Origin of the sequence: Chromobacterium subtsugae, assembly GCF_001676875.1 — a bacterium.
GTDB classification, from domain to species: Bacteria; Pseudomonadota; Gammaproteobacteria; order Burkholderiales; family Chromobacteriaceae; genus Chromobacterium; species Chromobacterium subtsugae.
Genome location: NZ_JYKA01000003.1, coordinates 362,810 through 385,577 on the forward strand (window position 1 = coordinate 362,810; position 22,768 = coordinate 385,577).

Here is a 22,768-nt window from a genome sequence, read left to right on the forward strand (position 1 = left end):
GCTATTGCTCTCCCGGCGCTTGGTAATGTATGCCCAGGCGGCGGATATCGTCCCAGTCTTCATCCCGAGCCGCCGTCAGCGGTTTCAGTTGCACTTGCTGTAGCAAGGCGAGTCCCTCCGGTGTGTCTTGCAGATGGGTCAATGTCCGAAGCAGGCATTGGCGCTGCGTCGAAGGCAAGCCGGGCCGCGTGGCGAACGGGTGCGGCGTGTGCGGCGGCGTTTGCCACAAGATGCGCAGCGCATTGCGCACAGCATCAGGTTGCTGGCTCCAGGTGCGGTTGATACCGCCGCCTGCCGAATAAAGACCTTGCCTGACGGCGAGATAGACCGAGTCGTGTGAGCCGACATAACTGACATTGACATGTACGCCCATGGACTCCAGCTCCGCTTGGGGCAGTACGCTCGCGGCGAACGACTCTGGCGCGGGAAGGGCCAGGGTTTTGCCTTCCAGTTGACGAACGTTCTGGATGGGGCTGTCTTTGCGCACCACAATCAGCCCAACCAACCGGGTATCTTTTTCCCTCGCCAGCGCCTGATAGCCCGCGCTGTCGTGAAAGACCACGTAGTGCAGCGGGTTGAAGTACACGATGTCGTACTGGCCCTTGGCCACCCGACGCTCAAAAGTGGGAATGTCCGGGGCCGTTTCAAATTGCAGATCCAGTGTGCATGATTTGCCCAGATATTGCAGTAAGCTCCCCCAGTTCCGCGCTAGGTGGAGAGCGGATTGCTGCGGAACAATGCCGAAGTGGAGGATAGGCGCTCCAGCATTTGCCGTGGATGCCAATAGCGCGGCAGGTAGCAGCAGATTGGCGAGGATGAGGTGGGTCTTGCCCGATCGGGGGGGGCGTAATGCCTTCATGCTTTCGTCTCTCCTGCGCGAAACAATGTGGCGAGATGGTGCCTGTCTTTAGCGTCAATATAGATAAAACTCAGTAGATCGCTTGCGTTGCGGATGGCGTGCGGGCAGTGGTCTAGAGGGGCAAAACAAGCTTCATGTTCTTTTCACTGGCTTGTCATCGCCTAGCGGCATAGTGGCAGCAGTTTTCCAGATGGGTCGGTTTGTGGATGAATTTGTCTATACGTCTAAACAAAGGAGCATCGTCGATGAAGAAGCAGCTAGCTGTCGCAATCGGTCTGGCCGTGTCCGGACTTTTGTCCCCGCTGGCATACGCCAAAACCACGCTGACGGTGTACACCGCGCTGGAGGCCGATCAGGTCAAGGATTACAAGGAGGCTTTCGAGAAAGCCAATCCGGATATCGATATCCGCTGGGTGCGCGAATCCACCGGCATCATCACCGCCAAGCTGCTGTCGGAGAAGAATCATCCGCAAGCCGACGCGGTGTGGGGCTTGGCCGCCACCAGTCTGATGATCCTGGACCAGCAAGGCATGCTGCAGGCTTACGCGCCCAAGGGCGTGGACAAGCTCAGCCCGCAATTCGTCGACAAGGCCAAGCCGCCCAAGTGGACCGGCATGGACGTGTGGGCCGCCACCATCTGCTTCAACACCGTGGAAGCCGCCAAGAAGAACCTGCCCAAGCCGGAAAGCTGGGCCGATTTGACCAAGCCGGTCTACAAGGGCCAGATCGTGATGCCGCATCCGGCCTCGTCCGGCACCGGCTACCTCGATGTGTCCGCCTGGCTGCAGATGATGGGCGAGAAGCCGGGTTGGGACTATATGGACAAGCTGCACCTCAATATGGCGCAGTACGTCCACTCCGGCTCCAAGCCGTGAAAGATGGCCGCCACCGGCGAATTCCCGATCGGCATTTCGTTTGAATACCGCGGCGCGGAACTGAAGGCGCAGGGCGCGCCGATAGACCTGATCTACCCGAAAGAAGGCCTTGGCTGGGATTTGGAAGCCACCGCCATCGTCAAAGGCACCAAGAATCTGGAAGCCGCCAAGAAACTGGCGGACTTCTCCGCCAGCCTGCCGGCGATGCGGCTGTACGAAAAGAACTACGCGGTGCTGGCGATGCCCGGCGTGGCCAAGCAGAATCCGTACATCCCGGCGGATTACGCCAAGCGCCTGTCGAAAAATAATTTCGCCTGGGCGGCGAAAAACCGCGACGCCATCCTGCAGGAATGGTCGCGCCGCTATGAAAGCAAGGCCGCGGCCAAGAACTGAGGCCGGAGCCGGCGCTAGCCGCCCGCTTGCGGGCGGCTTTTCGAGATTCAAGCAAGATGGAGTTGCCGATGAAACCGGTCGATAGCCTGCAGGGCTTGTCCGAACACCTGTCCGTCCACGGCCTGAGCCGCCGCTTCGGCGGCTTCGCCGCGCTGGACGCGGTGTCCCTGTCCATACGCAAGGGCGAGTTCGTCTGCCTGCTGGGGCCGTCCGGCTGCGGCAAGACCACGCTGCTCAGATTGATCGCCGGCCTGGACGCGCCCGACGACGGCCGCATTCTGCTGTCCGGCCGCGACATCACCGATGCCGCGCCGGCCAAGCGCGATTACGGCATCGTGTTCCAGAGCTACGCGCTGTTTCCCAATCTGACCGTCGCCGACAATATCGCCTACGGCCTGACCCCGCGGCGCGACAAGGCGCGGCATGAACCGCGGGTGCGCGAGCTGCTGGATGTGGTCGGTCTGCCGGGCGCTGAGCGCAAATATCCGTCGCAGCTGTCCGGCGGCCAGCAGCAGCGGGTGGCGCTGGCGCGGGCGCTGGCCACCGCGCCGGGCCTGCTGCTGCTGGACGAGCCCTTGTCGGCGCTGGACGCGCGGGTGCGCGAGCGGCTGCGCGACGAATTGAAAAGTCTGCAGAAGCGGCTGGGCGTCACCACGCTGATGGTGACGCATGATCAGGAAGAGGCGCTGGCCATCGCCGACCGGGTGGTGGTGATGAACGCCGGCCGCGTCGAGCAGGTGGGCACGCCGGCGCAAATCTACCGCCAGCCGGCCAGCCGTTTCGTCGCCCAGTTCGTCGGCGCGGCCAACTGGCTGCCGGCGCAGCGCCAGGGCAGCCGCGAGGCCAGGGTGGGCGCATGCGCGCTGCGGCTGGAGACGCCATTGCCGGAAGGCGGGCCGCTGACCCTGTTTCTGCGGCCGGAGGACATCCTCGTCAAGGACCGCTGGGAGCCGCGGCCCAATACCCTGCTGGCGCGGGTGGAGGATGTCAGCTTCGGCGGCGCGATGACCCGCGTCCGGCTGCGCCCGGAGGGCATGCCGGGTCAGACGCTGCTCGCCGAGCTGTGCCCTTCCATGCTGCGGCGCCAGCCGCTGGCGCCGGGCGAGATCGTGCCGGTGGAGCTGCCGGCCGCGCTGCTGCGCGCCTATGCCGGGGAGGCCGCATGCTGAGCCTGGCGCTGCGATCGGTCCGCCTGGCCGCTGGCCGCGCCGACGGCGAAAAACTGGCGGCGGCTGCGCTGGTGTGGACGCTGGCGGCGTTGCTGGCGTTGGCGCTGGGTTTGCCGCTGCTGTTCATCCTGGGCAAGGCCTTCGTCACCGTGGATGGCGTCTTCGCCGGCCTGGCCAACTTCGCCCAGGTGCTGGACTCTCCCGGCCTGATGCGCGCCGCCTGGCATAGCCTGCTGCTGGCGCTGACGGTGAGCGCGCTGACCTTGCCGCCGGCCTTCGCCTTCGGCTGGTGCCTGAGCCGCAGCCGGGCCTGGGGGCGCGGTCTGTTCCGCCAGATCGCGCTGGCGCCGCTGCTGGCGCCGTCGTTGATGCCGGCCATTTCGCTGGTATACCTGTTCGGCAACCAGGGCTTGCTCAAGGGTTGGCTGGGCGGCGCCGGCATCTACGGTTTTTGGGGCGTGGCGCTGGGCGAGGTGTTCTACACCTTTCCCTACGCGCTGATGATCATCGCCACCGCGCTGGCCGCGGCGGACGCGCGGCTGTACGAGGCGGCTAGGACGCTGGGCGCCGGGCCGTGGCGGCAGTTCTTCACCATTACCCTGCCCGGCGCGCGCTATGGCCTGGTATCGGCGGCGCTGGTGGTGTTCACGCTGGTGGTCACCGATTTCGGCGTGCCCAAGGTGGTGGGCGGCGACTACAACGTGCTGGCGGTGGAGGCGTTCAAGCAAGTGGTCGGCCAGCAGAACTTCCCGCGCGGCGCGGTGGTGGGGCTGATGCTGCTGCTGCCGGCAGTGTTGTCCTTCTTCATCGAGCGCGCGCTGGCGCGGCGGCAACAGGCGGCGCTGACCGCGCGGGCGGTGCTGCTCGTTCCCGCGCCCTCGCTGCCCAGGGATGCCGCGGCGACGGCGCTGCTGGCCGTGGTGTCGGCGTTTTTGCTGGCCTTGCTGGGCGTGGGGGTGGCGGCGTCTTTTCTCAAATACTGGCCGTACGATTTGTCGTTCACGCTGGCGCATTACCGTTTCGACCATGTCGACGGCGGCGGCTGGGACGCCTATTTCAACAGCCTGAAGCTGGGCGGCGCGGTGGCGCTGCTGGGCAGCGCGCTGGTGTTTCTGGGTGCCTACGTCTGCGAGAAACAGCAGGCGGCGCCGCTGGGCCGCGGCCTGCTGCGCTTCTTCGCCATGCTGCCGATGGCGGTGCCAGGCCTGGTGCTGGGCCTGGGTTACGTATTCTTTTTCAACCATCCGGCCAACCCGCTGAACGCGCTGTACGGCGGCATGGCGCTGATGGCGGTTTGCACCATCGCCCACTTCTACACCACCGCGCATCTCACCGTCGCCACCGCGCTGAAGCAGCTGGACGGCGAATTCGAAGCGGTGGCGGCCTCGCTCAAGGTGCCGTTCTGGACCACCTTGCGGCGGGTCACGCTGCCGGTGGCGCTGCCGGCGCTGCTGGACGTGGCGCGTTTCCTGTTCGTATCGGCGATGACCACGCTGTCGGCGCTGGTGTTCATCATCAGTCCGGAAAACAGCCTGGCGGCGGTATCCATCATCACCATGGACGACGCCGGCGACACCGCGGCTGCGGCGGCGATGGCCACCTTGATCGTGCTGACCTCCGGCAGCGTGTCGCTGTTGTCGCTGGGGCTGGAAAAGGCGTTGGCCAGACGCAGCCGGCGCTGGCGCGAGCCGGGTTGAGGCGGCGGCGGGCTTGCCAGATTGGCATGACGGGCTATATCTCAATCTGGATCGTCAATTCTTTCGGCATTGCCGATCGGAATTGCGGCGGGCCGCGCCCGCCGCCCGTCATTTCCGTCCAGCCGGGGAGGTGCCATGACCCGCCCGCTTTCTTGCCTTGTCCGCGCCGCCGCGCTGGCCCTGCCGCTGGCGCTTGCCGCCTGCGCCAGCCTGGACAGCGCCAAGTTCGCCGCGCTGAGCGAGGCGGCGCGCCAGATGGACGACGGCGCCGCGTCCAGCTTCGCCGCGCTGGAGCAATCGGCCCGCGACAGCGCGGTGCTGACCGCGCCCGATCGCAAGGTCGGCCTGCAAGGCTTTCCGCTGCTGAATGCCCAGGGGCAGCCGTATGACCTGTCCGGCCAACTGGACAAAGTGAAGGCGTCGCTGGACCTGCTGGCCTGCTATTCGGCGGCGTTGGCGCAGCTGGCCGCCGCCGGCAACCCCGCCGACATCGACAAATCGTCGCAGGACCTGGCGGCCAGCCTGCGACAGTTGCAGGGCAGCGGCCTGAGCGGGGCGGCGGCCAATGGATTGGCGACCGCGATCGACGCCTTCGGCCAGGCCAAGCTCGCGTCGCAGCGCAAGGACAGTCTGCGCGCGGTGATGGACCGGGCGCAGCCGGGGCTGGAGGCGCTGGCGCAGGAAATGGGCCGCGTGCAGCAGGATTTGCAGCTGTATCTGACCGACATCAGCCTGCGCTACCTAAGCTTTGTCGACCGCGACGGTTTCCGGCCGGCCTTTGGCAGCTGGGCCCGCTATCAGGGCGATCTGCAGGTGGCGGCGCAGCTGGCCGATTTCGACCGCCAGCACCGGGCGCTGGACCTGATAGGCAAGGAGTCGCAGGCTTTTCCCATCCTGCACCGGCAACTGCGGCAAAGCCTGGATGATCCGGGCGCGCGGCAGGACCGGCTGCGCGAATTCGTCGACGAAGCCAAGCGGCTGCGCAGCCTGTACCGGTCGCTGCCCGGTTAGTAAACCAAGGAGCGAGCGATGAATAATCATGATCTGGCCGAGCGGCTCACCGGGCTGGCTTCCCGGTTCAACAACCTGATGATCGCCACCACCGGCGACATCAGCCGGCAATGCGGCGATCTGCAGGCGACGCTGGCGGGCCAGTCTATGGCCGCCATCTCCCGCGATCTGGACGCCGCCGCCGCACAGTACGCCGACGCGGTGGCCGCGCTGCAGGACGCGACGCAAGCGGCGGACAGCGCGGCGCAGCAATTGCAGCAGACCAGCAATTCCATCGCGTTTGTGGCCAAGGCGATACAGCTGGCGGGCAAGGCGTCGGGCCTGGCGGCGCCATTGTTGGCCTGAGAAAGGGCCTCGCCGTCCGAGAAAAGCGCGCGCGCGGCGCTTATGTGGTCCGTCTGCCACCGGCGCCGGCGCCCCTTGCCGCGCGCAAGTTCTTTAACAAGCTTTTCCTTCCTTTACTAAAGCGCGGCGGCTGTCCGATATTGAGGGAAAGCCGGTGGAAAATCTGACGGCCGAGCAGTGGTAACCGGTATAGCCAGCATCTTCTCCAGATCATGCAGCAAGGGGGCGGCCCAAGGGCCGACTGATCATGATAGATACTTCGGAAGCCAAACTCGGATTGGGAAAAGGCAAGCCGTCTTCTTCTGCATGGTGGGCGCTGTTCGGGCTGTTCATCGCATTGTGCGGCCTGGCGGTGTCGCTGTTCCTCAACGAGGTTCATACCTCGCGGTTCCAGGCGATGTTTTTCAGCCGCGCCGCCCGCCATGCCACCTTCCAGGTCGAACCTGGCCGCAGCAAGGACATGCGCTTTCCCGAGCGCGGCGGCCCTTACGACCTGCGCATGGGCTATTCCGACCTGCCGCGCTACCTGGATCGCTTGCAAAACCGCGGCTTCGCCATTATCGGCCAGGCTCGCCAGTCGCCGGACATGATACGGCTGGTGGACAGCGGCGTGACCGGGCCCTTGCTGCCGCTGGGGCTGTTCCCGCCGTATCGGGAAAAGGACCAGTCCGGCTTGCTGGTTTACGACGGCTATGGCCGCGCTATCTACCAGTCGCTCTATCCGCAGCGGGTGTACCGCGATTTCGATGCGCTGCCGCGCCTCTTGGTTTCCGGGCTGCTGTACATCGAAAACCATTCGTTGCTGGACGACAGCAATCCGCAGCAGAACCCGGCGGTGGAGTGGTCGCGCTTCGGCAAGGCGCTGGCGGACGAGGGCCTGCACCTGCTGCGGCCCGGCTACCATTCGGCCGGCGCCAGCACCCTGGCCACCCAGATCGAGAAATTCCGCCACTCGCCCGGCGGCCGCACCGGCACCCCCAAAGAGAAGCTGCGCCAGATGCTGTCCGCCTCGGTGCGGGCCTATCATGGCGGCGAGGATACCAGCGCCGTGCGCCGCCAGCTGGTGGTGGAGTACCTGAACACGGTGCCGCTGGCAGCGCGCGCCGGCTTCGGCGAAATCTCCGGCATCGGCGACGGCATGTGGGCCTGGTACGGCCGCTCGTTCGACGAGGTGAACCGCACGCTGGCCAGCGACGCGCCGCTGTCGGTGGGCGAGCAGGCCACCGTGTTCAAGGAGGCGTTCAGCCTGATGATCTCGCAGCGCAGCCCGTCCTACTTCCTCAACGGCGACATGAAGGTGCTGGAGGCGCTGACGGACTCCTACCTGCGGCTGATGGCGCGCGACAAGGTGATCACGCCGGAACTGCGCGACGCCGCCTTGCGGGTGTCGCTGCGGCAGCAGCGGGAAAAGGCCAGCTTCGTCAGCAAGTCGCTGGTGGAGCGCAAGGGCGCCAACGCGGTGCGGGTGAAGCTGGCCGGCATGCTGGGCATGCCGCGCATGTACGATCTGGACCACCTGGACCTGACGGTCAACAGCACGCTGGATTCGCAATTGCAGCAGGAGGTGACCGACAAGCTGCTGAAGCTGCGCGACCCGGATTACGCCAAATCGGTGGGGCTGGGCGACAAATTCCTGCTGCAGCAAGGCTCGCCCGGCGGCGTCACCTACAGCTTCACGCTGATTGAGCGCACGCCGGTCGGCAACCAGGTCAGGGTGCAGGCCGACAATTTCGACCAGCCCTTCGACATCAACGAAGGCACCAAGCTGGATCTGGGCTCCACCGCCAAGCTGCGCACCCTGGTCACCTATCTGGAAGTCATCGCCGATCTGCACCGGCAGTACGCGGGCCTGGACAAGGCGGAGCTGGCCGCCATCCGGCCGACCGAGCATGAGTCGGTGCTGCGGCGCTGGGCGATAGACTACCTGAAGCAAAACGACGACCGCAGCCTGTCGGCGATGCTGGCGGCGTCGATGGAGCGCAAGTACAGCGCCAACCCGGGCGAAAGCTTCTTCACCGGCGGCGGCCGCCATACCTTCGAAAACTTCGAGAAGAGCGACAACAGCCGCATCCTGACGCTGCGGGAAGCGACCCAGCACTCGGTCAACCTGGTGTACATCCGGCTGATGCGCGACGTCGCCCACTACTACATGTACCCGGCTGGCTATGACCGCGAGGTGATGGGCGACAAAGACGACCCGCGCCGGCTCGCCTATCTGCAGCGCTTCGCCGACCGCGAGGGGAAAACCTTCATGGCCGGCTTCTACCGCAAATACCACGGCAAGAGCGCCAGCGAGATCGACGCCGCCCTGGTTGAAAAGGCGCGCCGCAGCGCCAAGCGGCTGGCGGTGATCTTCCGCAGCGTGCATCCAACCGAGGGCCAGGCTGCAATGGCGGCCTTCATCGCCCGCTACCAGACGCCGCCGTCCAAGATGGACCCCAAAAACCTGGCCAAGCTGTACGACGAACTGGGGCCGGATCGCTTCAACCTGGCCGACCGCGGTTATCTGGCCGGCGTCCATCCGCTGGAATTGTGGATGGTGGCTTATCTGCATGCCCATCCCAAAGCGGGGTGGTCGGACATGGTGCAGGCCAGCGCAGCGCAGCGCCAGGAAGTCTACCAATGGCTGTTCAACAGCAAGCACAAGGGCGGCCAGGACAACCGCATCCGCCAGATCCAGGAGATCGACGCTTTCCGCCAGATCCACGCGGCCTGGAAGCGCATGGGTTATCCGTTCGATTCCTTGGTGCCGTCCTACGCCACCGCGCTGGGCGCGTCGGCCGACCGGCCGGCGGCGCTGGCCGAGCTGATGGGCATCATTTCCAACGACGGAGTGCGGCTGCCGACTGTTTACATCGACAAACTGCATTTCGCTTCCGCCACGCCGTACGACACCACGCTTGCGCAGGCGCCGGCGCGCGGTGTGCGGGTGCTGCCGCCGGAAATCCCGCAACTGGTGCGCCAGGTGCTGTCCGAGGTGGTGGACAAGGGCACCGCCCACCGCGCCGCCGGCGCGTTCGACCGCAAGGGCGAGCACGTGCTGATAGGCGGCAAGACCGGCACCGGCGACAACCGTTTCAAGACCTTCTCCCGCGGCGGCGGCCTCACCTCCGCGCGGGTGGTCAGCCGTTCCGGCGCCTTCGTGTTCTACATCGGCGACCACTACTTCGGCACCATCATCGCCTATGTGGCCGGCCCCAAGGCGGCCGACTACAAATTCACCAGCGCCTTGCCGGTGCAGGTGCTGAAGGTGCTGGCGCCCACGCTGGCGCCGCGGCTGGATCTGACGCCGCGCGGCACCAGCCAGGGCGCCGACAGCGTGGCGGAAGGCACCCCGGACTTGGGCTTGCCGCCGGGCACTCCGTTATGCCTGGTGCCCAGCCTGGGCGGCATGTGCCAGTTGCTGAAGCAGCCGCAGATGGATGCGCTGCCGCAACGGCGGCGCGAGGCGGACTGGCGGGCGGACGGCCGGGAAGGTTAGGGCGGAAGAGGGTGGCAAAGCCCCGCGCGGCATGGCCGGCGCGGGGCTTGGTGTTCGTGGCGCGGGCGAAGGGCGCTTTCCGCCGCCGCGCTGGCTTATTCCGCTCCGCTGCCATGGCCCAGCTCTTGCCGATACTGGCGCGGCGTCAGACCAGTCAAGGCTTTGAACTGGCGGCTGAAGGCGCTGTGGTCGGTATAGCCGCAGCTCAGGGCCACTTCGGTGATGGCCATGTCCTCATGCAGCAGCCGGTGCGCATGTTCCAGCCTGGCTTTGAGTATCATTTGCCGCGGCGACAGGTGGAACACTTTCTTGCAGTAGCGCTCCAGCTGGGCGATGGACAAGCCGGCGATGGCGGTGAGCTCCGCCATTGAAATCGGCTGGCTGAAATGGCGGCGGATGAATTCGTCCACCGCCGCCAGGCGCGTATAAGCCGGGTGCGTCTTGCTGGCCGACTGCAAATCCAGCGAGATGCCGATCAGCCCGATGATTTCTTCCTGCCGGTTGTACAAGGGCCACTTGTAGGTCAGACACCAGCCTGGCTCCCGGCTTTTGAACAGATGCAGTTCCAGCTGGCTTTCCAGCACCTGGCCGTCCTGCAGCACCTTGATATCCTGCGCCGTGTAGACCTGCCCCAGCTGGATGGGAAACACTTCGGCGCTGGTTTTTCCCAGCAGCGGCGGCAAATCCTTCAAGCCGCAGCGCTGCGCCAGCGTTTGGTTGGCGCAGAGATAACGCGCCTGCCTGTCCTTGATGAAGATGGCCGCGTTGGGGATCAGGTCCAGCACCGGCATCAGCGGGGCGATGCCCGCCAGCAAGTCGTCCATCGTCGCCGGGCGGATTTCGTCTCGCCAGCGGGCGATTTTTTCCACGGTTTCGTTCGTCACTCCCCCCACCTTTCTAGGCGAGCTTAGCCGTTGGCATCCATCGCCACCTCGCCATCCCGAATGCTCTGCCGCCCGGTCAAGCATCAAGCCTATCCCATTCTGCAGGTTCGCTGAAACGCGAACTATGCCGATTTCGTCATTGCTGCTGATGATAGCCATCAAGATTGTCGGCGACAACGCGGCCATGCTAGCAGGGTGGAAGCGAATGCCGGCTAGGCGCAGAGATTCAATGGAATCAAAGGCCTGCGAGACGATGGCGGGGCGGCCGGACTGAATGGAGCTGGAGAATGGACAAGCGAATCAAGCAGATTGAAGTCATAGATTCCCACACTGGGGGCGAACCCACCCGGCTGGTGCTGAGCGGGTTTCCCGCGCTGGCGGGGGCCACCATGGCGGACCAGCGCGATGAATTGCGCGAGCGGCACGACCCATGGCGCCGCGCCTGCCTGCTGGAGCCGCGCGGCAGCGACGTGCTAGTGGGCGCGTTGTACTGCGAGCCGGTTTCGCCCGGCGCCACATGCGGCGTGATCTTCTTCAACAACGCCGGCTACCTGGGCATGTGCGGCCACGGCACCATAGGTCTGATCGCCTCCTTGCATTACCTGGGGCGCATCGCGCCCGGCACCCACCAGATCGACACCCCGGTGGGGCCGGTGGACGCCGTCTTGCATGAGAACGGCGCGGTGACGCTGCGCAATGTGCCGGCTTACCGTTACCGCCGGCGGGCGTCGGTGCAGGTGCCCGGCCATGGCACGGTGATCGGAGACATCGCCTGGGGCGGCAACTGGTTTTTCCTGGTGGCCGAGCATGGCCTGAGCATGCGGCTGGACAATGTCGAGGCGCTGAGCGCGTTCAGCTGCGCCACGATGCAGGCGCTGGAGGAGCAGGGCGTCACCGGCGCCGACGGCGCGCGCATCGATCATGTGGAGCTGTTCGCCGACGACGAGCACGCCGACAGCCGCAACTTCGTCATGTGCCCGGGCAAGGCCTACGACCGTTCCCCCTGCGGCACCGGCACCAGTGCCAAGCTGGCCTGCCTGGCCGCCGACGGCAAGCTGGCCGAAGGCGAAGAGTGGGTGCAGGCCGGCATCACCGGCAGCCGCTTCATCGGCCGTTACCAGCGCGAAAGCGATTTCATCCGCCCCTACATCACCGGCCGCGCCCACGTCACGGCGCGCGCGACATTGCTGATAGACGAAGAAGACCCCTTCGCGTGGGGCATCTGAGCCCACGCCTCTCATTACCTCTACCACCTGAATGAATGCCGCAAGGAGCAAGACAATGAGCGATAACATTTTCACCGGTTGCATTCCGGCGCTGATGACCCCGTGCACCGCTGATCGCCAGCCGGATTTCGACGCGCTGGTGGCCAAGGGCAAGGAGCTGGTGTCTCTGGGCATGAGCGCGGTGGTGTACTGCGGCTCGATGGGCGATTGGCCGCTGCTGAGCGAAGCTCAGCGCCAGGAGGGCGTGGCGCGGCTGGTGGCCGCCGGCGTGCCGACCATAGTCGGCACCGGCGCCGTCAACACCCGCGAGGCGGTTTTCCATGCCGCCCACGCCGCCCAGGTGGGGGCGCATGGCTTGATGGTGATCCCGCGCGTGCTGTCGCGCGGCGCGTCGCCGGCCGCGCAAAAGGCGCATTTCTCGGCCATTCTGGCCGCCGCGCCCAAGCTGCCGGCGGTGATCTACAACAGCCCCTATTATGGCTTCGCCACCCGCGCCGACCTGTTCTTCGAGCTGCGCCGCGCCTATCCCAATCTGATCGGCTTCAAGGAGTTCGGCGGCGCCGCCGACATGCGCTACGCCGCCGAGCACATCACCTCCCAGGATGACGAAGTCACGCTGATGGTGGGGGTGGACACCCAGGTGGTGCACGGCTTCGTCAATTGCAACGCCACCGGCGCGATCACCGGCATCGGCAACGCGTTGCCGCGCGAGGTGCTGCACCTGGTGGCATTGAGCCGGGCGGCGGCCAGAGGCGATGCCGTCGCCCGCCGCCGCGCCGGCGAGCTGGAATCGGCGCTGGCCGTGCTGTCCTCCTTCGACGAGGGCTGCGACCTGGTGCTGTATTACAAGCACCTGATGGTACTGAACGGCGACAAGGAATACGCGCTGCATTTCAACGAGAGCGACGCGCTGAGCGCCGCTCAGCGCCGCTATGCCGAAACCCAGTACGCGCTGTTCCGCGAGTGGTACCGCAACTGGTCGGCCGAGCAGAACGTCGCCTGATATTCAATCCCCGCCGCGCCCTTGGCGGCGCGGCTGTTTACTTGTGGCCATCAACAAATCCTCGCAAAGCACCTGAGCCAACGCAGGATCAGGGGTTTTGTTCGCGGCCTTCACGCAGGAAACATGATGAATCTGACAGGCATGATGCTCATCGGTGGGCGGGCGGTCGCCGGCCGCCGCGAGACGATCCGGGCGATAGACCCATCCACCGATCAAGCTCTGGAGCCGGGCTACCCCGGTGCAGACCGCGAACAGGTGGAGCAGGCCTGCGCATTGGCCTGGGAGGCGTTTGACGCCTACCGCGACACCGCGCCGGAAACGCGGGCGCGTTTTCTCGAAACCATCGCCGACGAAATGGAAGCGCTGGGCGATGCGCTGATAGAACGCGCGATGGCCGAAACCGGCCTGCCGCGCGCCCGGCTGCAGGGCGAGCGCGGCCGCACTTGCGGCCAGCTGCGGCTGTTCGCCTGCACGCTGCGGGCCGGCGAGTGGCTGGACGCGCGGGTAGACCCGGCCATGCCGCAGCGCCAGCCGCTGCCGCGCGCTGATCTGCGTCAGCGCCAGGTGGCTTTGGGGCCGGTGGCGGTGTTCGGCGCCAGCAATTTTCCCTTGGCCTTCTCGGTGGCCGGCGGCGACACCGCTTCCGCGCTGGCGGCCGGCTGCCCGGTCATCGTCAAGGCGCATAGCGCCCATCCCGGCGTCAGCGAACTGGCGGGGCGGGCCATCGCGCGGGCTGCGGAGAAATGCGGGCTGCCGGCCGGGGTGTTCGCGCTGCTGTTCGGCGCAGGCCGCGAAGCGGGGCAGGCGCTGGTGGCCGATCCGCGCGTCAAGGCGGTGGGTTTCACCGGCTCGCGCGGCGGCGGCCTGGCCTTGTGCCGGCTGGCGCAAAGCCGGCCGGAGCCGATTCCGGTGTATGCGGAAATGAGCTCCACCAATCCGGTGTTTCTGCTACCGGCGGCGCTGCGGGCGCGCGGCGAGGCGCTGGCGCAGGGCTTCGTCGCCTCGCTGACGCTGGGCGCGGGGCAGTTCTGCACCAATCCCGGCTTGATCATCGCCGAGCAAGGCCCGGCGCTGGACGGCTTCATCGCCGCCGCGTCCGCCCTGCTGCGGCAGAGTCCGGCGCAGACCATGCTGACGCCCGGCATCTTCCGCGCTTACCAGGCCGGTGTGGACGCGCTGTCCGGCCATGCCCGGCTGGCGGCCGCCGGCTTGCCGGCCACTGGGCCCAACCAGTGCCAGGCCCAGCTGTGGCTGACTGATGCGCAGGCGTATCTGGCCAATCCTGCATTGCGGGCCGAGGTGTTCGGCGCCGCCGCCTTGATCGTGCAATGCCATGACGCGCGGGAGTTTCGCCAACTTGCCGAGCAGCTGGAAGGCCAGCTCACCGCCACGCTGCAGCTGGACGAGGGCGATCTGGACCTGGCCCACGCGCTGCTGCCCACGCTGGAGCGCAAGGCCGGCCGCATTCTGGCGAACGGCTGGCCCACCGGCGTGGAAGTGTGCGACGCCATGGTGCATGGCGGGCCGTACCCGGCCACCTCGGACGCGCGGGCCACCTCGGTGGGCACGGCCGCCATCCAGCGCTTCCTGCGGCCGGTCTGCTACCAGGACTTGCCGGACGCGCTGCTGCCGCAGGCCTTGAAACAGGCCAACCCGCTGGCGCTGCGCCGCCTGCTGGATGGCGGGCGGGAGGGCTGAGCGATGGCGCCCGCTCTTGCGCCCGGCGCGGCCGTCATCGTGGTGGGCGCTGGCATAGTTGGCATTGCTACGGCTTTGCAGCTGCGCCTGGCCGGTTTCGAGGTGACGCTGCTGGACCGCGGCGAGCCGGCGATGGAAACCAGCTACGGCAACGCCGGCGCCTTCGCCGTCAGCGACGTGATCCCGCTGGCCGAGCCCGGCGTGCTGCGCAAGGTGCCCGGCTGGATGTTGGATCCGCTGGGGCCGCTGGCCCTGCGTTGGCGCTACCTGCCCACGCTGGCCCCCTGGCTGCTGCGCTTTCTGGCCGCCAGCCGGCCGCGCCGCGTGGCCGAACTGACCCAGGCGCTGGCCGCGCTGCTGGGGCGGGTCAATGACGACTACGCCGCGTTGATAGCGCGGGCCGGCCTCGGCCATCTGTGGCGGCGGCACGGCAACCTGACGCTGTATCGCAGCCGGGAGGAGTTCGACGCCGCCGCGCCGGCCTGGGATGCCAAGCGCCGCCATGGCGTGCGATGGCAGGTGCTGGACCGCGAGGCGCTGGAGGAAGAAGAGGGCGTTGTGGGCGAGGAATGGCGCTACGCGGTCAAGGTGCCGGCGTGGTCCCATGTGGACGACCCCTATGTCTTCAGCCGCGGCCTGTTCGACGCCTTCCTCCGCGAGGGCGGCCGCTTTGTGCGGGACGAGGCGCTGGCCACAGCGACGGAAGCCGGCCGCGTGGCCGGCGTGGAAACGGCGGGCAACGGCCGCCTGCGCGCCGACGCGGTGGTGATCGCCTGCGGCGTGTGGAGCGACCGCTTCGTCAAACAACATCAATACCGCGTGCCGCTGGAAAGCGAGCGCGGCTATCACGTCAACCTGCCCAAGGCCGGGGTGGCGCTGCGCCACTTCATCCAGTGCGCCAGCGAGAGCTTCGTCATCCTGCCGATGGCCAACGGCGGCTTGCGCCTGGCCGGCACGGTGGAGCTGGCGCACCGCGACGCCCCGCCGGACTGGCGCCGCGCCCGCATCCTGCTGGACAAGGCCAGGCGCATCGTCGGCGATTTCTCCACCGAAGACATGACGGTGTGGATGGGCAACCGCCCGTCGCTGCCGGACACCCTGCCCATCATCGGCCCGGCGCCGCAGCCGGGGCTGTGGTTCGCCACCGGCCACGGCCATCTGGGCCTGACCCTGGCGGCCACCACCGGCGCGCTGCTGCGCGACATGTTGCAGGGGCGGACTCCGGCGCTGGACATGCAGCCGTATCGGCTATCTCGTTTTTGACCCCGTCCCAGGCTGGCAGAGACCGGCCGCGGCGGGGGAGCGGTAGCAGGGCGGGCCGGGTGGCTTGCCCTGATCCATGCAGCAATAAAGGAGACATCTCATGGCTTGGAACAAACTGTTTGCGGACGTGAATTGGGTGGTGGCGCTGGGCGGCATGATGGCGCCGTTCGCCATGGCGGCGGCCCATGCCGATACCGTGGTCAAGATAGGCTTCGCCTCGCCGCTGTCCGGCCCGCAGGCCCACTATGGCAAGGACAATGAAAACGCCGCCAAAATGGCGGTGGACGATGTCAACGCCAAGGGCCTGGTGGTGGGCGGGCAGAAGATTCAGTTCGAACTGGTGTCCGAGGACGACCAGGCCGACCCGCGCATCGGCACCCAGGCGGCGCAGCGGCTGGTGGATGCCGGGGTGAAGGCCGTCATCGGCCATTTCAACTCCGGCGTGTCCATCCCAGCCTCGCGCATTTACTCAGAAGCCGGTATCCCGCAATTGTCGGTGGCCACCAACCCGGCTTATACCCAGCAAGGCTACAAAACCACCTTCCGCCTGGTGGGCAGCGACAGCCAGATAGGCGGCGCGCTGGGGCAGTTCGCCGTCAAGACGATGAAGGTCAAGACCATCGTCGCCATCGACGACCGCACCGCCTACGGCCAGGGCATCGCCGACGAATTCGTCAAGGCGGTGGCGGCCAACGGCGGCAAGGTGACGCGCCGCGAATTCACCACCGACAAAGCCACCGACTTCACCGCCATCCTCACCTCGCTGAAGGCCGTCAATCCGGACGTGGTGTTTTACGGCGGCGCCGACGCCCAGGCCGCGCCGATGGTCAAGCAGATGAAACGGCTGGGCCTCAAGGCCAAGCTGATGGGCGGGGACATGCTCAACACCCCCACCTTCATCCAGCTGGCCGGCGCGGACGCGGCCGGCCATTACTCGGCGGTGGCCGGCGGCGTGCTCAGCGCCCGCCCGGCGGGCAAGGCGTTTGAGCGTCGCTACAAGGCACGCTTCCATCAGGACGTGGTGCTGCTGGGGCCGCAGTTCTACGACGGCGTGATGCTGGTGGCCGCGGCCATGAAGCAGGCGGGCTCGGTGGAGCCGGCCAAATACCTGCCCAAGCTGGCCGCCATCCGCTACAGCGGCGTCACCGCCGACTTCGCCTTCGCGCCCAATGGCAATCTGTTGAAAGCGCCGGTCACGCTGTCCACGGTGAAAAACAACGCCTGGGCGGTGGAGACGGTGGTCCGCTGAGCGCGGCAGACAAAAAACGAATCTACCCCGGCGACTCCTCCGCCCCTGAGCCGGCTCGCTTCATGCGGAGCCGGCTTCTTTTTCGGTGTTTGCCGGCGGGTCTGTTGACACTCCGGCGCTGAACTGCCACCCTTCCGGCTTCGTTTTATTTGCCATTGCCCGCCATGAAAATCACTGCCAACACCGCCGTTACCCTGCGCATGAAAGTCACCGACAGCCAGGGCCTGGTCTACGACGACGGCAAGCACCCGATCGCCTACCTGCACGGCGACTACGACAACCTGTTCCCCAAGCTGGAAGCCGCGCTGGAGGGCCAGGAACCGGGCTTCCAGATCACGGTGGATCTCGCCGCCGAAGACGCCTTCGGCGAGCGCGACGAAGCGCTGGCCACCACCATGGCCAAGGCGGACTTCCCGCCCGGCATCAAGGTGGGCGGCCAGATCCAGCGCCCCGGCCCGGACGGCCAGCCGCGCTACTACTTCGTCACCAAGATCAAAGGCCCGACCGTCTTGTTGGACGGCAACCACCCGCTGTGCGGCAAAAACCTGCGCTTCGCCCTCAAAGTGGTGGATGTGCGCGAGGCGACGGCCGAAGAAATCGCTCACCAGCATGTGCACGGCGAGCACGGGCATCAGCACTGATCCCGGCCTCTCCCCGCACAAACAAAACCCTCCCGAATCGGGAGGGTTTTGTTTTGGCTGAGCGGTGCTTGGGGTTTGGTGTGGGTGGGGCCGGTTGCGATGGGCGGCGTCAAGCTGTTGGTCATGCTGGGATTGGTAGTTTGTTAGCTAGTCGGCTTTGGTGAATAGAAGTTGTGGCCTTAAATCAGTTACGGAGTATCACCGTATCGCCATCTATTTCTATTTTTCTTCCAAGGCGATAAATTGCTAGGCACTTTTTAATTCGCGTTTCAGATTCACTTGTTGTTCTAGAGATGTGCAAAAGTCGGCATATGACTCGAGCAAGCTCGCTTAAGCTGGTGGCTCCATGTTGAGTCAGCACATAAACCGCTAGATTGCACAGTTCTTCGAGACAAACCTCACTGGACTGACCCGGCTCCTGTAGGCATTCCTGCCTTACATCTGGGGCCGCTTAGAGTGAAAAGAAGTCTGTTGGATGCGGTCAGAAAATCGGGCGGCTATTCTCCTATGCCGACCTAAGCTAACTCTTCAATCAAGCTGACGTGACCTGGATGTATCTTGAATTTCATCTTAGGTCCACTCTCGTATCTGGCTGCACTCGATGCGAGTGAAGTTAAGTCAATTTCGGCCTGGTTGAGCAAGTCCTTCAAGTATTCCTTAGGGATCTGGTTTTGCACAAGCAGGGGCAGCAGGCTTATGAATGAACAGGGATTGCTGGCGACTAAGGCCAATATCTCCCGTGACGTCGGGTAGGCGGTCTTATCCAGCCATATACTGTAATGGTCATCATTCGCGTTTTTTGCTTTTACTGTCCACTGTAGCCGACGAATGACTAGGTGTTGCTGCATGATTGGCCAGAAGTCGTTACCATAGAAGTCAATACTTAACATCTCAGTGGTAGCTTCCCACAGCGCTTGAAATAGCGCGGCGGATTGGTTAAGTATTTCGGGATTGTGAGTTTCCTGTGAGTTAGCAGTACAGTCCAGAATCCCTAGGCCTACGTCAACCAATGTGCGCATCAGTCTTGAAGCATCTGAGGGTTGCCATTCTGCGGAAATTTTATAAATGGGACGGAATTCGAGAATTTCCCTCAGCGCAACGCTAGAGTTCCACATATTCAGCCAGTGACTGGTGAAGTTATCGTTCAATGCGACGGAATACCCGAGCACCCGGCAAGCATAGTTGTTGGGCTGAGTAGCGTGATATTCACTAACATGGCTTCTAATCGACTGACCTTTGGAGGAGTTCCACTCGGTAGGTGTCAAGCTCCATTCGTTGATGAAATCTCTGACGTCCGGTGCCGGGAACCTGTCGGGCTGATTCGAATGTAGAAGTGCTAGCATGGATTGATAAACCCATGGCTCCCAAGAAAAATTCAATTGCTCGGAAATGGTTGGGGAGCAAGGATGTGGGAGTTTATCGGCTAATGCCCATAATATATCTTGGCTACTCAGAGATCGTTTTTGACCCGAGTTGTTATCAGGGAAGTTAAGGTACTGGCAAGTGAGCCATGTGCCCCAACGCTTAAACAGGCCCTCGACATCGGATCTTTTGGCGATAGTATCAACGAAAGAAGCGAGCAGAGATTCGACGTGCGGCTCTAACACAGAGTGAGGATGTCCATGCCCATCAGCAATGTGAATGAGTTGCATGCTTCCGTGCCTGAGCAAGCTAGGTAGCAATAGGGCACCATCCCACGAGCCATCGCTTTGGAAACTTGTTGGAGACCTGTATGTGAACTGTTCCCATAAATCGTAGTTACGGTAAAACTCAGGGCTGTCGAGTACTCGATTGATCAAGACTAGGCTTTGTGTGGAGTTCATCCATTTAAACAATGTGTTGAGATCAAGCTTTGCTAGTAATTTAACCCATGGCCAACTGGAGTCATCGGTCCGACTTTCCCTGGCATGTCCGTACCAAATTTCATCGAGGGTGATTGGATGGGATGGATCAACCCCATATTTCTGAAGTAGCTTTTTTTCAGCATCGGCGAAATGTTGTTCGGCTAAATTTAAGAGTGCCTCTTTGAAAGCATCATTTTTCAGAGCTACGACCAGTGCCACTTCCGTCCACAAATGCTCGACCCACCATGAGTTTTTGGCGAGAGCCCTGAAAGCTGTGTACCGGTTTTCAGTTTCTGAAGAGGCCCAGGCTGCTACAATTCCGATCACCAAAATCGCCTGAATTCTCGGATCGTCCGACGCATCGAAGTCCTCGTGAGAACCGTTCAAGTGAGTGGTAAACCTCTTAAGAGCATTCTCGGCATCATCCTGGATGCAGAAGTATTCTGTTACAGACGTGATCAATAAATCGGGAGGTGAAAATCTACCTTCTGCGAAGTTTCCAATTAACGACTCGGCGATTGTGTATGAATTCTGCATTTCAGACTCATAAGCAGGTGGCAATTGCCATTCTTTGTTCATGACTATTTTTTCCTGTTGGCGTTGGCCATCTTCCAAGCTGTATCAAAAAACTGGACAGCTTTATGGGCATTGGCACTCCAGCCTCTACTCGCTGCGTTTACATCTCGGTGGAAGCCACCTACAGTAGCGCCAAAATGCCATAGCTCTTCATCAATGATTGCAAAGCGATCGTGAATATAATCGAAGTCTTTGAGGGCAAATGAGATTTCCACTTTTAAGGGGGCGTCGACCTTTGCGCGATCATTTGTTACGAAGTCTTCTAATTCCTTAAATTCTTTCTCGATTTCCGCATGGTCATCATGATGGCCTGTCAAAATTCTTATAGTTTGAATATGGTTTGTGAGGAACCAATGCACAACTTTCTTTATTCTTCGACCGTGGCTAGGATTTTTGCCGTCTTCAGAAAATAGATGCTTATCAATTATCCACACCCGTTGCGCGGTGCTGATAGCTTTCTCAAATTCTCTTGCTATACGTACGTCATCAACTCCATACCGAGCCATAATGGCATCATACTCTGGGAAATGATGGTGGCTTTCGCCACTCTGATTTGCCTCGCAAGGTATGAGTAATTGTGGAGAGAATTTCTTCTCTACCACCAGTGGGGTCGTATTGACACTATTTCGTAAAGTTAGCTTAGCCATTATTCACATCCTGCGTTCCTTGCATCGTCTGCGCTTCAGTTCCGCTGCACCTCATGCACTTATTTCGCGTCCTTCACGTCACGCCCACAGTGAACGCATGGCTTCTCAAGTGCCTTCCGCGGGACTTTGAAATCCTCAAGAGGAAGAGCGTTGTTGTAGAGGCGCAGAAGATGGTCGAGGATTTTCTCGCCATGGGGTATACGCATGATAAGCGTTGGCCGTATACCGATAGAGTTTAGAGAACTTCCGATCATCCATACACGACTATCGATCGCGATGAATCGATCATGAAACAGACTGTTTTCTGTATTCGCGACTTTTATTTCAATATTGTTCTTGTGACTATTTTGGAAGATAGCTAGATTTTCTAGCAATTTTTGGTGTGTGTCCTGTGTCGCCTCTCTATCAATTTCGGTACCCGTTGTCGCTTCGTTGATCTGTTTGAAAGCACTGCTTGAAGTTAGGATTTGTATCTTGATCTCGTCTCGTTCAATAGCAAATAGATATTGGGGAATCTGGTTTGCGCTGAAGTATGGATCAGCGATGAAGATGCTTGAGTGAGCGTGCTTGAACTTTTTCCTGATGTGTTCGAGCGCTTCCTTGCGTTGGTTAGCCGTAAACCACGTTTGCTCATATACTGTGGCACTGTGATTAAGGAGTCGCTCATTTTTTGCGTCTAGCAAACGCTGGAAAGCATTTGTTGTATTCGGTGCTTTCCCCAATGTTTGTGAGGACGCTAAGGTTTTTTTATCGGTGACGTACTCATTTACTGCGCTCTTCTTTTTATCCGTCTCGGGAACCGAAACTTTAATGCGTTGCTCGACCACTTCAATACTCGTTTTCATTTGTCGAATGAACTGTCGCATGGGAGTTTGCAATAAGACTCCGCGTTCTGTGTGTGTCAGGATAAGACCGGAGCCATGGATAGATGACGGTCTTTCAATCACAACCAAACCATCTTCCGGTACCGGAACTGTATCAAAGGAGGTGAGTATCCCTTCTTGCCCTTCCATTGAGGTCAGGCTCAAACCTTCAAGTTTCCTGCCTGGGTGGGGCTTCAAATGGATATACAACGATTCGGAACCGTCTTCTTTAGGATCAACGAATTGCCGGACTGAATGAACATCGCAGTCAGGCACAGCGAGCGCCATCCCACCTAGATATTCAGGGTACTCCCTAAAATCGACATGCATGTGGTGCTCTAGGAATTTGAAGGCTTCTTGGCAATTTTTGCTTTGTCCGTCTTGGTCAAGGAAACTCGGCCATTCTTGACTGTCTGAAATTCGACGTGAGTACCTGATGATACCAAGGTTACGGAAGGGGATTGAAGGACGTTCAGATTTAAGCGTGATGTCGTCACTTTCCAAGGGCACGCCCAATACAGGCCATGTTGGAAAGTCACTTAGCCTGCCAGCGGAGAGGGGCACTCCATCAGAGTCCTTCCTGGCATCACGAAGGGGAATGGGTGTACCAAGTTCATCAGATGCGGTTCGGTACCACCGGATGGCTTCTTCTGCGGTCATGACGATACGGTCGACCGCAATAGCGCCTTCTTCCTTGAATTTTTTTAAGTAAGGCTTGGCAGGTCTCAAAGGGGCTTGCCTACCTGATGCCAGCAACCATACCGATGCGAACAGCAAACGTAGAGGAGGTCGCTCAGATGTAGATCGTGGTGGTACAACCACAGCGACATGCACGACCGCATGTTCGAAGCCGTCAGTCAATTTACTGTAGGGGTTACTGCTTTCGTTACTTTCCATGTAGTGCTCGCTATCAGTCGAAAATGCTGGCTTAAGATATTTCTGTAAACTATCGCTAATAAGTTTTACTTAGCTGGCGACGTCCCCCAGCATTGAGTAGCACGTAGCTTTTTTGTCCAATTACCTTGACCTCCACCCGACTAACCG

General features: G+C 62.4%; 18 protein-coding genes. 13 read left to right on the forward strand and 5 right to left on the reverse strand.

What is annotated here, in order from left to right; all coding sequences use genetic code 11:
• Position 1: 1 nt before the first annotated feature.
• Positions 2–859: a phosphate/phosphite/phosphonate ABC transporter substrate-binding protein gene (locus tag MY55_RS05665; RefSeq protein ID WP_052258165.1), complete on the reverse strand. Its 858-nt coding sequence runs from the start codon at positions 857–859 to the stop codon at positions 2–4.
• Positions 860–1,104: 245 nt separating this feature from the next.
• Here MY55_RS05665 and MY55_RS24230 point away from each other — a divergent pair, with 245 nt between their 5' ends.
• The 7 genes from MY55_RS24230 (at position 1,105) to MY55_RS05695 (ending at position 9,830) form a co-directional block, all read left to right on the forward strand.
• Complete coding sequence (locus MY55_RS24230) at positions 1,105–1,734, forward strand: extracellular solute-binding protein (protein WP_244270652.1); 630 nt, start codon at positions 1,105–1,107, stop codon at positions 1,732–1,734.
• Positions 1,735–1,737: 3 nt separating this feature from the next.
• Positions 1,738–2,127, forward strand: a complete 390-nt coding sequence (locus MY55_RS24235) for a type 2 periplasmic-binding domain-containing protein (RefSeq protein WP_244270653.1) — start codon at positions 1,738–1,740, stop codon at positions 2,125–2,127.
• A 68-nt stretch (positions 2,128–2,195) separates the two neighbouring features.
• Positions 2,196–3,296, forward strand: coding sequence for a putative 2-aminoethylphosphonate ABC transporter ATP-binding protein (locus tag MY55_RS05675; RefSeq protein WP_043577598.1), 1,101 nt, complete (start codon positions 2,196–2,198; stop codon positions 3,294–3,296).
• The gene (locus MY55_RS05680) at positions 3,290–4,993 is read left to right on the forward strand and encodes a putative 2-aminoethylphosphonate ABC transporter permease subunit (protein ID WP_065202079.1); all 1,704 of its coding nucleotides are present in this window, start codon (positions 3,290–3,292) and stop codon (positions 4,991–4,993) included. The genes MY55_RS05675 and MY55_RS05680 overlap by 7 nt, the downstream gene beginning before the upstream one ends.
• Positions 4,994–5,128: 135 nt before the next feature.
• Entirely contained in the window at positions 5,129–6,004 is an 876-nt protein-coding gene (locus MY55_RS05685; RefSeq protein ID WP_047243591.1) for a hypothetical protein, read from the forward strand.
• A gap of 18 nt (positions 6,005–6,022) precedes the next feature.
• Positions 6,023–6,349 (forward strand): hypothetical protein, encoded by a 327-nt coding sequence (locus MY55_RS05690; protein ID WP_047243592.1) that lies wholly within the window; start codon positions 6,023–6,025, stop codon positions 6,347–6,349.
• Positions 6,350–6,596: 247 nt separating this feature from the next.
• On the forward strand, positions 6,597–9,830 hold the full coding sequence (locus MY55_RS05695; protein WP_065202080.1) for a transglycosylase domain-containing protein: 3,234 nt from the start codon (positions 6,597–6,599) through the stop codon (positions 9,828–9,830).
• 95 nt (positions 9,831–9,925) lie between these two features.
• On the opposite strand, the gene MY55_RS05700 is transcribed toward MY55_RS05695, so the two are convergent.
• Entirely contained in the window at positions 9,926–10,714 is a 789-nt protein-coding gene (locus MY55_RS05700; RefSeq protein WP_230623406.1) for an AraC family transcriptional regulator, read from the reverse strand.
• Positions 10,715–11,013: 299 nt separating this feature from the next.
• Between MY55_RS05700 and MY55_RS05705 the strand changes: the two genes are divergently transcribed.
• The 6 genes from MY55_RS05705 to MY55_RS05730 all read left to right on the forward strand — a co-directional run bounded on the left by MY55_RS05705 (position 11,014) and on the right by MY55_RS05730 (position 17,794).
• The gene (locus tag MY55_RS05705) at positions 11,014–11,940 is read left to right on the forward strand and encodes a 4-hydroxyproline epimerase (protein ID WP_065202097.1); all 927 of its coding nucleotides are present in this window, start codon (positions 11,014–11,016) and stop codon (positions 11,938–11,940) included.
• A gap of 55 nt (positions 11,941–11,995) precedes the next feature.
• Positions 11,996–12,943: a dihydrodipicolinate synthase family protein gene (locus MY55_RS05710; RefSeq protein WP_065202081.1), complete on the forward strand. Its 948-nt coding sequence runs from the start codon at positions 11,996–11,998 to the stop codon at positions 12,941–12,943.
• 123 nt (positions 12,944–13,066) lie between these two features.
• On the forward strand, positions 13,067–14,641 hold the full coding sequence (locus tag MY55_RS05715) for an aldehyde dehydrogenase (NADP(+)) (RefSeq protein ID WP_244270655.1): 1,575 nt from the start codon (positions 13,067–13,069) through the stop codon (positions 14,639–14,641).
• A 3-nt stretch (positions 14,642–14,644) separates the two neighbouring features.
• Complete coding sequence (locus MY55_RS05720) at positions 14,645–15,904, forward strand: NAD(P)/FAD-dependent oxidoreductase (RefSeq protein ID WP_043577576.1); 1,260 nt, start codon at positions 14,645–14,647, stop codon at positions 15,902–15,904.
• 100 nt (positions 15,905–16,004) lie between these two features.
• A complete protein-coding gene (locus tag MY55_RS05725) occupies positions 16,005–17,153 on the forward strand; it encodes a branched-chain amino acid ABC transporter substrate-binding protein (RefSeq protein WP_047236449.1) in 1,149 nt (382 codons plus the stop codon).
• A gap of 164 nt (positions 17,154–17,317) precedes the next feature.
• The gene (locus MY55_RS05730; RefSeq protein WP_043577574.1) at positions 17,318–17,794 is read left to right on the forward strand and encodes an FKBP-type peptidyl-prolyl cis-trans isomerase; all 477 of its coding nucleotides are present in this window, start codon (positions 17,318–17,320) and stop codon (positions 17,792–17,794) included.
• Between the two features lie 515 nt (positions 17,795–18,309).
• Here the strand turns inward: MY55_RS05730 and MY55_RS05735 are convergent.
• Genes MY55_RS05735 through MY55_RS05740 form a run of 3 tightly spaced genes read right to left on the reverse strand, consistent with a single transcriptional unit; the run spans position 18,310 to position 22,621 of the window.
• Positions 18,310–20,217 (reverse strand): hypothetical protein, encoded by a 1,908-nt coding sequence (locus tag MY55_RS05735; protein ID WP_065202083.1) that lies wholly within the window; start codon positions 20,215–20,217, stop codon positions 18,310–18,312.
• Between the two features lie 2 nt (positions 20,218–20,219).
• Positions 20,220–20,861, reverse strand: coding sequence for a hypothetical protein (locus tag MY55_RS22555; protein WP_081284632.1), 642 nt, complete (start codon positions 20,859–20,861; stop codon positions 20,220–20,222).
• Between the two features lie 59 nt (positions 20,862–20,920).
• Positions 20,921–22,621, reverse strand: a complete 1,701-nt coding sequence (locus MY55_RS05740; protein WP_065202084.1) for a VPA1262 family N-terminal domain-containing protein — start codon at positions 22,619–22,621, stop codon at positions 20,921–20,923.
• Positions 22,622–22,768: the final 147 nt, after the last annotated feature.